The organism is Sinorhizobium sp. 8-89 (assembly GCF_030124325.1).
Taxonomy (GTDB): domain Bacteria; phylum Pseudomonadota; class Alphaproteobacteria; order Rhizobiales; family Rhizobiaceae; genus Sinorhizobium.
Window position 1 is genome coordinate 1 of sequence record NZ_JASKLR010000057.1, and the last position, 10,067, is coordinate 10,067.

5 protein-coding genes and 4 pseudogenes are annotated in these 10,067 nt (G+C 53.4%); all 9 read left to right on the top strand.

The genetic code is table 11. The annotated features are described in order from the left end of the window. Positions 1–303: 303 nt before the first annotated feature. The 9 genes and pseudogenes from QN219_RS33245 to QN219_RS33285 all read left to right on the top strand — a co-directional run bounded on the left by QN219_RS33245 (position 304) and on the right by QN219_RS33285 (position 9,922). A pseudogene (locus QN219_RS33245) lies at positions 304–811 on the top strand (AAA family ATPase). A gap of 113 nt (positions 812–924) precedes the next feature. Then, positions 925–2,430, top strand: a pseudogene (gene nifD / locus QN219_RS33250) (nitrogenase molybdenum-iron protein alpha chain). A gap of 124 nt (positions 2,431–2,554) precedes the next feature. Continuing rightward, a pseudogene (locus QN219_RS33255) lies at positions 2,555–3,122 on the top strand (DUF3364 domain-containing protein); the annotation flags it as partial. Between the two features lie 86 nt (positions 3,123–3,208). Beyond that, positions 3,209–3,472 carry a hypothetical protein gene (locus tag QN219_RS33260; RefSeq protein WP_284004686.1) on the top strand — a complete coding sequence of 88 codons (264 nt, stop codon included), beginning with the start codon at positions 3,209–3,211 and terminating at the stop codon, positions 3,470–3,472. Positions 3,473–3,495: 23 nt separating this feature from the next. Next, the gene (locus QN219_RS33265) at positions 3,496–4,851 is read left to right on the top strand and encodes a hypothetical protein (RefSeq protein ID WP_284004687.1); all 1,356 of its coding nucleotides are present in this window, start codon (positions 3,496–3,498) and stop codon (positions 4,849–4,851) included. Beyond that, complete coding sequence (locus QN219_RS33270) at positions 4,838–6,130, top strand: glycosyltransferase family 2 protein (RefSeq protein WP_283980106.1); 1,293 nt, start codon at positions 4,838–4,840, stop codon at positions 6,128–6,130. The genes QN219_RS33265 and QN219_RS33270 overlap by 14 nt, the downstream gene beginning before the upstream one ends. Beyond that, entirely contained in the window at positions 6,131–7,564 is a 1,434-nt protein-coding gene (locus QN219_RS33275) for a radical SAM protein (protein WP_284004688.1), read from the top strand. A 661-nt stretch (positions 7,565–8,225) separates the two neighbouring features. Next, positions 8,226–8,907: pseudogene (locus tag QN219_RS33280) on the top strand (RcgA family putative transporter); the annotation flags it as partial. Beyond that, positions 8,897–9,922 carry an RcgR family putative quorum lactone hydrolase gene (locus QN219_RS33285; RefSeq protein WP_283980108.1) on the top strand — a complete coding sequence of 342 codons (1,026 nt, stop codon included), beginning with the start codon at positions 8,897–8,899 and terminating at the stop codon, positions 9,920–9,922. The pseudogene QN219_RS33280 and the gene QN219_RS33285, both read left to right, overlap by 11 nt. Positions 9,923–10,067: the final 145 nt, after the last annotated feature.

Here is a 10,067-nt window from a genome sequence, read left to right on the forward strand (position 1 = left end):
GAGCTTGGATGTCCGTTTGCTTCCATTTCGAAGCTCGTTGATCCTGCTGTCGGTCGTCACTAACCGAGGGTCATTCTAAAGGAATGGCATCCGACAGCTGCTGTCGGCTTTGTCGGATCAGCGACACAGACTTGTTTAAGCCAAACTCTTGTTTCGACTTACGGTAAATAGCTGAAAAACAAATAAAAGGCTCTTCTTCGGGCTCGATCAGCCAAATTGGCACGCGTTTTGAAACCCTCCTTGCGAGGCGGCGCGAGCTGCCGATCGCCGTTGCGATGGATGAAACGAAGGAAGGAAGGCTACATGTCAGATTTGCGTCAAATCGCATTCTACGGCAAGGGGGGCATCGGCAAGTCCACCACCTCCCAAAATACGCTCGCGGCCCTTGTCGATCTCGGGCAGAAGATCCTTATCGTGGGCTGCGACCCCAAAGCCGACTCGACGCGCCTGATCCTGAACTCGAAGGCGCAAGACACGGTTCTGCATCTCGCGGCCGAGGAGGGTTCGGTGGAAGACCTCGAACTCGAGGACGTGCTCAAGGTCGGCTACAGAGGCATCAAGTGCGTGGAGTCCGGCGGCCCGGATCAGGAAGATGACAGTGATCCAGTATGCGCCGGACTCCAAGCAGGCCGGGGAGTATCGCGCGCTGGCCGAGAAGATCCATGCCAATTCGGGTCAGGGCACCATCCCGACCCCAATCACCATGGAGGAGTTGGACGATATGCTGCTCGACTTCGGCATCATGAAAACCGATGAGCAGATGCTTGCCGAACTCCAGGCCAAGGAAGCCAAGCTGGCGGCTGCCCATTAGGCACCCTCCCCTGCCGCCAGCAGGGGGGCGCGCCGGCCTTGAGCTGGCGCGTCCTTTCCAAGAACGCGCCTCGCCCGCGAGGCGCATGCGAACCTTGAAAGGGAACAGGCCCCATGAGCCTCGACTATGAGAATGACGGGCGCTCTCCATGAGGAGCTTATCAAGCAAGTGCTGTCGCAGTATCCAGACAAGGCGGCGAAGCGCCGCAAGCAGCACCTCAGCGTCGCAACGAACGGGCAGGAGGCCGACGAGGAGGGAGAGGTCCTCTCCGAATGCAGCGTCAAATCGAACATCAAGTCGATTCCGGGCGTGATGACGATCCGCGGCTGCGCCTATGCCGGCTCCAAAGGCGTGGTGTGGGGTCCGGTCAAGGATATGGTCCACATCTCACATGGGCCAGTCGGTTGCGGTCAATATTCCTGGTCGCAGCGCCGGAATTATTACGTCGGTACGACGGGCATCGACAGCTTCGTGACTCTGCAGTTCACCTCCGACTTTCAGGAGAAGGACATCGTTTTCGGCGGCGACAAGAAGTTGGAAAAGATCATCGACGAGATCGAGGAGTTGTTTCCGCTGAACAAGGGGGGATCACCGTGCAGTCCGAGTGCCCGATCGGCCTGATTGGCGACGACATCGAGGCGGTGTCGCGCAAAAAGGCGAAGGAGCACGAAAAGACGATCGTGCCGGTGCGCTGTGAAGGCTTCCGCGGGGTCTCGCAATCGCTTGGTCACCACCTTGCCAATGACTCGATCCGCGACTGGGTCTTCGACAAAACGGAAGTCGAGTTCGAGGCCGGCCGTTACGACGTTAACGTCATCGGCGACTACAATATCGGCGGCGACGCGTGGGCTACGCGTATCCTGTTGGAGGAGGTGGGTTTGCGCGTCGTCGGCAACTGGTCCGGGGACGCGACGCTTGCTGAGGTAGAGCGCGCGCCGAAGGCCAAGCTCAACCTCATCCACTGCTACAGGTCGATGAACTACATCTGCCGGCACATGGAGGAAAAGTACGGCATCCCCTGGATGGAATACAATTTCTTTGGTCCCTCACAGATCGAAGACTCTCTGCGCAAAATAGCCAAGCATTTCGGGCCCACCATCGAGGACAAGACCGAGGCGGTCATCGCCAAGTACCGCCCCTTGGTCGATGCGGTCATCGACAAGTATTGGCCGCGCCTCGAAGGCAAGACCGTAATGCTCTATGTCGGCGGCCTTCGCCCTCGTCACGTCATCACGGCCTATGAGGACCTCGGGATGGTGATAGTTGGCACTGGATACGAGTTCGCTCACAACGATGATTATCAGCGCACCGGCCATTCCGTGAAGAATGGCACGCTGATCTATGACGACGTGACCGGTTATGAGCTGGAAAAGTTCATCGAGGGGATCCGACCGGACCTCGTGGGCTCGGGCATCAAGGAGAAGTACCCGGTGCAGAAGATGGGCGTTCCGTTCCGTCAGATGCACTCCTGGGACTATTCCGGCCCGTATCACGGCTATGACGGCTTCGCCATTTTCGCCCGCGACATGGATCTGGCCATCAACAACCCGGTCTGGGACCTCTACGACGCCCCTTGGAAGAAAAAGGCTCTGCCGCCGATGGCGGTCGCGGCCGAATAAAAACTGGCCTCCCGGGAGCAGGGGGGCCGATGATCGCCCGCGACCCCTGATCCGCGGGAAACTTGAAACGTCTCGACGTCCTGTGCCGCCGCAAGGCGCGCCAGAAGGAAAGAGGTGACCACCCATGCCGCAGTCGGCCGAAAAAGTCCTCGACCATGCTCCCCTGTTCCGCGAGCCGGAATACAGGAAGATGCTCGCCGAGAAGAAGCTGAATTTCGAATGTCCGCACCCGGATCAGATCGTTACCGATCAACGCGAATACACCAAGACCTGGGAGTACCGCGAAAAAAACCTCGCCCGCGAAGCCCTTGTCGTGAACCCGGCTAAAGCCTGCCAGCCGCTCGGCGCCGTCTTCGCGGCCGCGGGCTTCGAGCGGACGATGTCCTTCGTTCATGGCAGCCAGGGCTGCGTTGCTTACTACCGTTCACATCTGTCGCGACACTTCAAGGAGCCCTCATCAGCGGTTTCGTCCTCGATGACCGAGGACGCGGCGGTGTTCGGCGGCTTGAAGAACATGGTCGACGGTCTCGCCAACACATACACGCTCTACGACCCGAAGATGATTGCCGTCTCGACCACCTGTATGGCAGAGGTCATCGGCGACGACCTGCACGGGTTTATCGAGAACGCCAAGAATGAAGGCTCAGTTCCCGGCCGACTTCGATGTTCCTTTCGCTCACACACCCGCGTTTACAACCGTCTGAACTCCGCTGAGGCGGGACGGGCTCGGCAGACCGGCCTGACCGCCAAACACCCCGCAATTGGCCACCGGCGCGAGTTGATCGCGGCGAACGCCGGTCAACTGACCGATTTCATGGTGCCAATCGCTGCGCCGAAAATCGCGGCGCAGCGAAACGGACGGATTCGACTGTTCGACTCGGCCACCGCACGAAAGTTCGATCGGACGTGCCTACCTGAGGGCGGAACCGAGCCCGTGGACAGCTATCTCAACGAAGTCAGTTCAGCGGGCAACCGGATCAGCGCCGCCGTGCAGGAGTCCGGCGGCGGCAGACTGACCCTGGCTGGGCACCAATCATTATGATTGTCGCCGGTTCGAAAGCTGCGATGTTTATTTCATTCGATGCTGTGTCAGTGTCAGGCATCACTGTTGAAGCAATGAAGGTCGCGAAGAAACTCAAAGAAAACGGATTCAGGTGTTACCTGGACCTAGGTTACGATATAAACATAAGCAAGGGAAACTTCGGAAAGCCCTATGCGAACGAGACTTATCTATACCACAATTACTTTGAACTAGTGCGCGTAGATATCACTACTATACCTAACTATACTCCTGAATTTATAAAAGACGTAAATATAGCCTTGCTTAACCCGACACTTGCCGTATCACATGATGAAAAGGCTGCAATACTTACATCAGTGGATCAGGTTGCCGCAGGAGTAGCGCTTAAAATCGTTGCCCTATGGAAACGTCTGAACGTCAGCAAAGTTATTGTTGAAAACGGGACGCTGCCCGAAAATATCGTATATTCCCGAGCACTTCGCCTGGCAATTGAACAGTACGGACAGGCTCTGAATCTGGGGTGTTTCGTCATCTGGCGCGACCACGACCTGATGTGGAGTAGCGAGAAAAAGGCGATGAAATATGGCGTTCCACCATATCCCCATGCGGTTAAACCCGCAAAATCGCAATACATCACCTATGTTACCCTGAACGAAAAACTACGAAATGAACTAGAAACTTGGTGCAACTTTGAGGTGGAGGTTAAGGTCAGGAAAAATACCTATGAGTTTTCAGAGCGGTCTCATCATAGTGACGTTAGAGAGTTATTACATATTGGAAAACACGATATCCTGATCGCGAGAACAACGCGTCTGATACCTCAAAAACGAATAGACCGAGATATTGTGTTGGTTCGACAATTAAATCAACGCTTCCGTGAACTCGGTGAAAGCACTTCCGCGACCCTCGTGGTTGCCGGAGATAAAAATGAAGATTACTCTCATTACGTAGAGCTTGTTCGGTCAGCACAAGCGTTAGGTATATCACAGTATATCAAGTTTGTCGGACCTTTGTACCACGACTTAATTCCTTCTAAGAGCAATGCGTTCACGATAGAGGATCTTTATTACTCGTGCGATCTAGTGTCATTTCTCACATCCTATGACTACGACAGTTATGGCAACCCCATTGGCGAGGCAATTAGCCAAAAGCGTTGTTATATCACCACTAGCTATGAATATTACGACGAGGTTTATGGTCGGCATGGATTTGAGGCCCCAGTATTGGAAATCTCCAGCACTAATGACGGGTTGCCCGGCATACGATTTATCGATGAGGTATTTCGTCTTCTCTCAGACAAACAATTGAGGAAGGCCGTCTCTGAAAGGAATTTTAATAGGGGGAAGCGCGTCCTTTCCAACAACGTCTTTGACGTGTTGAATTTGAATGATTGTGATTGAAGTTATGCGTGACACCATTTTCGTATCAGTTGTGCTCCCGGCCTTTAACGAAGGTGAGCGTTTGAACGACGTCCTTGAGTCAATTTATTATCAGCGTACGCATGGAGAATTGATTACTTACGACAGTTACGAACTTATAGTTGTCGATAACAATTCGACGGACAATTCTGTAGCCGTAGTCAATAACTTCAAAGCCAAACACCCTTCCCTAGACATCTATGTTGTTAGGGAAAGCGTTCAAGGCGTTTCATCCGCAAGAAAGCGTGGCATGGATTACGCGTCCTTGAGAGCGAAAGTTAGAGATAGCCGATCAGGAAAAAGAAACAAACACTATATTGTTTCTGCCGACGCTGACTGCACTGTTAGCCCTTATTGGCTCCATCATCTCATCGATAAAATGATGAAGGACGATGGGGACCTGGGAACCTGTAAATACTACTATAATGAAAAGAGCTTTCATCATCGCCCTAACCTATTCAGAGAAATACAGAAGACATTACGCTGCCGCGATTTTTCATTTAAACTATTTGGTGGCTTTCCTGATGGTAAAGGATTTGCGGTAGAGCGGGAATTCTATGATAAGGTGGGCGGCATCGAAATTTTCTATCAGTTGAACAATGGTCGCTTCGTTGAACATCTATCGGACGACTGGGATTTCGGTATTAAAGTAATTGCCTACGGCGGCAAGCCCGTCTACGCACCAGACTCTTGCGTACAGATCAATAGTCGACGCGTTGATACAATTCTTGATGAGGTGATCACGGGGGCGGCCTACGGCCGGGACGGCGTCATTATCATGAAGGATGTGCGTCCCGAGGTAACGCAGAAGAAAGCCCCGCCTGACACGACAGGCGAACAATCTAAGCAAGCTTGGTTTTACTCGATAAAGGACTACGTTCCTAAAAATATCATCTTGCCCGTATTATTGAACCCACGACTTTTGATGAAGAAAGTGGAAGTCAGGGATTTCTTCACCGAACAAGTGGCCGACAGACTGCACCAGCGCATCCAGGAAATCAAAAACGAGATGCGTATTATCGATTTCAGGGCCATTCATACCTATAAGACTCCCTCCTATCGGTTATATTTTGAGTTTCGCGACGAGATATTTGCCGCGCTGCGGCGTACAGTCGGCGATGACATCGGTTTTCCTCCCCCATTGCCCGCCTGCTTTGACAACGTCAGTCCCGAGGAGTTCAAGCGCTTTGTTTGGTACTTCTGTGAAGATCGTGAATCTGGCGAGGCACATAATTATTTTGCGAACGGAGGGGTGTTCTAAATGAATGAAGCAATGGCGTCTTTACGCGATCTGGATCCTAGGTATCCGGTCCCTCTAGTCTCCGAATTCCTTTCCAGATCGGAAAACAACGTTTTTCTGGACTACGTCTATAAGGATCCGTTTGGCTGTCATGTTTTCCCCGGAGATATAGAAAATTATCCACTGGCATCCTTTTTTTCAGACATGGAAAGCGAAATTGCAAAAGCGCAGCAAATCCATTTGTGGGCATACATTCCCAGTTGCCGTTACCGCTGCCATTTTTGCCAGTTTCCGACGGTCATTCTCAATCCTCATTCAGCGTCTTCGCAGGCAGTCCTGAAAGAGCTGGTTGATCTGAATATTAAAGAAGCGACACTGTGGCTGGCGAAGGTGCCGAGCCTTGCCGAGGTTGAAGTTGGGGAGTTCAATATTTTTGGTGGCACCCCATCGCTGCTGCCTGAATCGGAACTGCGTAGGTTAATGGCGTTTTACAAAGCCAATTTCAATTTCACTACGACCACAATGCGGTTCGAAGGCGAACCTGGCACACTGACAAAATCGTACCTGTCGCTATTGCGAGAGCTTGGTTTCACAAAAGTAAGTTTTGGCGCTCAGTCTTTTGACGATCGAATCATTTCTGCTTGTGGACGTATGCATTCCGCAAACGATTGTGTTGAAGCTGTATACAACGCCCGGGAATTAGGTATTGACTGGGTCAGTGTCGATCTCATCTACGGCATGCTGGGACAAAGCGTAGACGCTGTGAGACACGACATGGAGAAAACCCGCGAACTGGAACTTTCCCATGTGGTCTGCACCAAGCTGCATCTGGAAGAGTTCATGAAAACCCGTACTGGCATCTCCGGGGAGCGTCGAAGTGTGTGGCAGAAAACAGGTTTGAATGATGTCGATAACATGTGCTTTCCGGGCCTGGGAAAGCAATATCAAATGCGCGAGCTCATCGAAAAATATTTGGAGAGCGCCTATCGTGAACACCCTACTATGTACTTTCATCGACACGATCGTCGACCGGAAAAATGGAAAAGCCTGGTTACCGATCTGGATAAACAGTTTCCCGAGGTAGCCGTCGGCCTCGGCGGTAGTTCGAAATGCACGAAAGCTGAAGCGATCAATATCACCGGTTATAGAGCTTACAGGGACGCTCTGCGCGAAGATCGTCTTCCGATCCAGGACAGCCGTGGCATGTCGCCTGTTCACCGGGAAATTAGCGCATTTAAAATGGCGCTCTCGACGCTCATTCCGGTCGATGATGCCGTATTCAGGCAGCGCTTTGGAAGAAGCTTTTTTGACAACGAGATCATCAATTGCGCGTTGAGCGAGTTAGTGGAAAAGTCGCTGGTTGTCATTGAACGCGATGTGGTGACGCTGACCCCCAATGGCATCACGTTGGTCGAAGCGATTATCAACACGCAGTTTGCGCCATCGCTCTTATAGGGTTCCTCATGGTCGACAACATAGACGACCTCCTCGAGCGCGCCGCTGGCCTCCCGAAGGTCTCCAATGCCCGCGAGATTTACAAACAAGACGAATTGATTTTTGGAGCGAAGTCGCCGGTATCCATGTGCGACACCCTCGCGCGCCAAGACCGCGTACGTGATGTTAATGGAACCCACAAAGGCGCGCGCCTCTCGCACGCGCCGGGCCGTCGCAGGAGTAATCGGGTTGCCGTGCTCGATCGAGCGCACCTGGACCGTCCCTATTACCTGACGCCGGATAAGATGGGCGACGGGTGCGGAAGCTTACACGGATCATCTCGTCCAAGGACGCCTTTTCCGTGCCCTGCCGGAAACGTCATGGCGTCCCATGCGCAGGTGCGCACGAGATAAAGCGCCACCGCAGGCGTCACCCGCGAGCGATACAATAGCAGCGTACCTCACTCTAGGTTTCGCCCCTCAGTTTGGACCACGCAAGATCCTGCACTGCGTTAGCGTGGAGTCGCAGAATGTCGGGCACGAAACATTGCCGTTGATACAGTGCTGTGATGGCTGGAGTGATCTACCTTCAGTTCTAACAGGTCAACCTTGCATGCGTGGCTCGGCTAGTCACCAATTCGGCGACGCTGAGAACTGCTGTCGGATCGGTAGATGACTCAACAGGCAGTGGCAACTATGCAATAGATTGGGGTAAGTTAGCCATTGTGCGCCCCTGAAGTCATATCAGTGCCAGTTTCGATTGTTTTCACGGCGCTCGCATATCTCTACATGTGCCTCTGCTTTTATCATTCTGCTTCATACGATCGTCCATGATCTCTGGAGAATTGAAGGGGCATCAACGATGCGACCGGTGGAACATCGGCGCAACGGCGGTGAAATCGGCCTCAGGGTGATGCGGGGAATTTTCCGATGTACTGTCTTGGGTGTTCTGGTCGCCATATGCATGAAGGTCCAAAGCTCTTACCTGAGCTCGAACGGAGGAGATATCGTGACCTGGATAGCCACGATATGTCTTCGGTCCTGTATGAGCGCCACGACGGCGGCAATAGCTTCAGTTATAGAACGCCAACGCATTACAGCAGCCGCCTAGTCGCCATTTCGACCTGTATCGTTTTTCTGTACGGTTCCATCCGCTTGGGTATCGGAAAGCGGTTTCGCGTGCCTCTATGGAGGATGTCTGCAGTCGTAGGGTTGCTCTTTGCCAGCTACTTGTTGATCGATGCCTTCGAGGGCTTTTCGATCCTCCTCGGCGTTGGAGTGCTGCTCGCGACATACGGCCTCTTTGATCCAGAGTTTGGGCGATGGCGAGCAAGCGAGTTAGGAAGCAACCAGAGTGTATCATAATTGGCTTGATCGTTGGGACGAGCGGCGGGCGCGGCGCGGTGAGGAAGCGAAGAAAGTAACGGATTTCATCCTTGACGCCGGCCGGGCCTTTCCGGGCGAGAAGAGGATAGAAACTATCGACGAGTTTTGTGTCCTTGCGGACCAGGCCCTGTCTGATTCAAGCTTTTACGATGAGCCGAGCGGGAGCGGCCAGGGCTTTGTAAGGCACGATGGGTGGCTCAGATTTCCATCGGACATTTCTACTGACGTCGAAGAGAACAACGTCGTTTGGGCAAAAATCACCGAAAGCGGCTCGCTCGATCATGCCTTGGTAATTTTTCATCACTGGAATGCCAGCGCCCGAAATCGTCAGATTTCCAAGTTTTTCTCGCAGCGTGGGATCACGGTTGTCGAGATTGCTATGCCTTATCACCTCGAGCGCAGCCGTCCCGGCTCGCTGTACGCCGATTATATGCTTAGTTCGAATCTCGGCCGAACGATCCAGTCTGTAAGGCAGGCCGTATGGGATGGGCGAAAGCTCATCCGCTGGCTGAAGAGCGAAGGCTATCGAGAGGTCTCGGTTCTCGGCATGAGCCTTGGCGCCTGGGTTGCGGGATTGATCGCTGCGCATGACCCGGCCGTATCGAAGGCCTCGTTATTTTTGACGGCGGGTAGCCTCGCAGACATGGTTTGGACGGGGCGCGCGACCCGATCGATACGTGATAGCCTTGAGCCTGTAATTGAGCTCACCGATCTCCGAAGGGCATGGGGTCCGCTCAACTTGGAAAATTACGCGCGTAATCTGGCACGGTCCGATCTCGAACTTCACGTGGTGTTGGCTACGAGGGACAAGGTGGTGTTGCCCGACCTATCGAGACGCCTCATTCAGAAGCTGAAGGACGCCGGAGTCAGGCCGAATGTTTTGGAACTCAACTGCGGTCACTATTCGCTCGCCATGCCGCCTTACATTTTACTGGCGGGCTTGAGCTTGAAGCGGTTTCTATCGTGTGCGCACAAATCGGCCCGGCGAATATGAAGTTGGCGTCGGCCGCCGTCACAGTGACACGCAAGAAAGATCGAGAGCCGCCTAGTGAGGCGGCTCAACACTGATCAGCGCGTCGAATGCGGCCTCTTCCTGCTAGTGCTGGGCGAAGTTTCAGCGCCCGCTTTCCCTGCCCGCT

Excerpts from the sequence above, each read along its gene's own strand:
- QN219_RS33270 (WP_283980106.1), top strand. The coding sequence starts at position 4,838 with ATGATTGTGATTGAAGTTATGCGTGACACCATTTTCGTATCAGTTGTG.
- QN219_RS33275 (WP_284004688.1), top strand. The coding sequence starts at position 6,131 with ATGAATGAAGCAATGGCGTCTTTACGCGATCTGGATCCTAGGTATCCG.
- QN219_RS33265 (WP_284004687.1), top strand. The coding sequence starts at position 3,496 with ATGTTTATTTCATTCGATGCTGTGTCAGTGTCAGGCATCACTGTTGAA.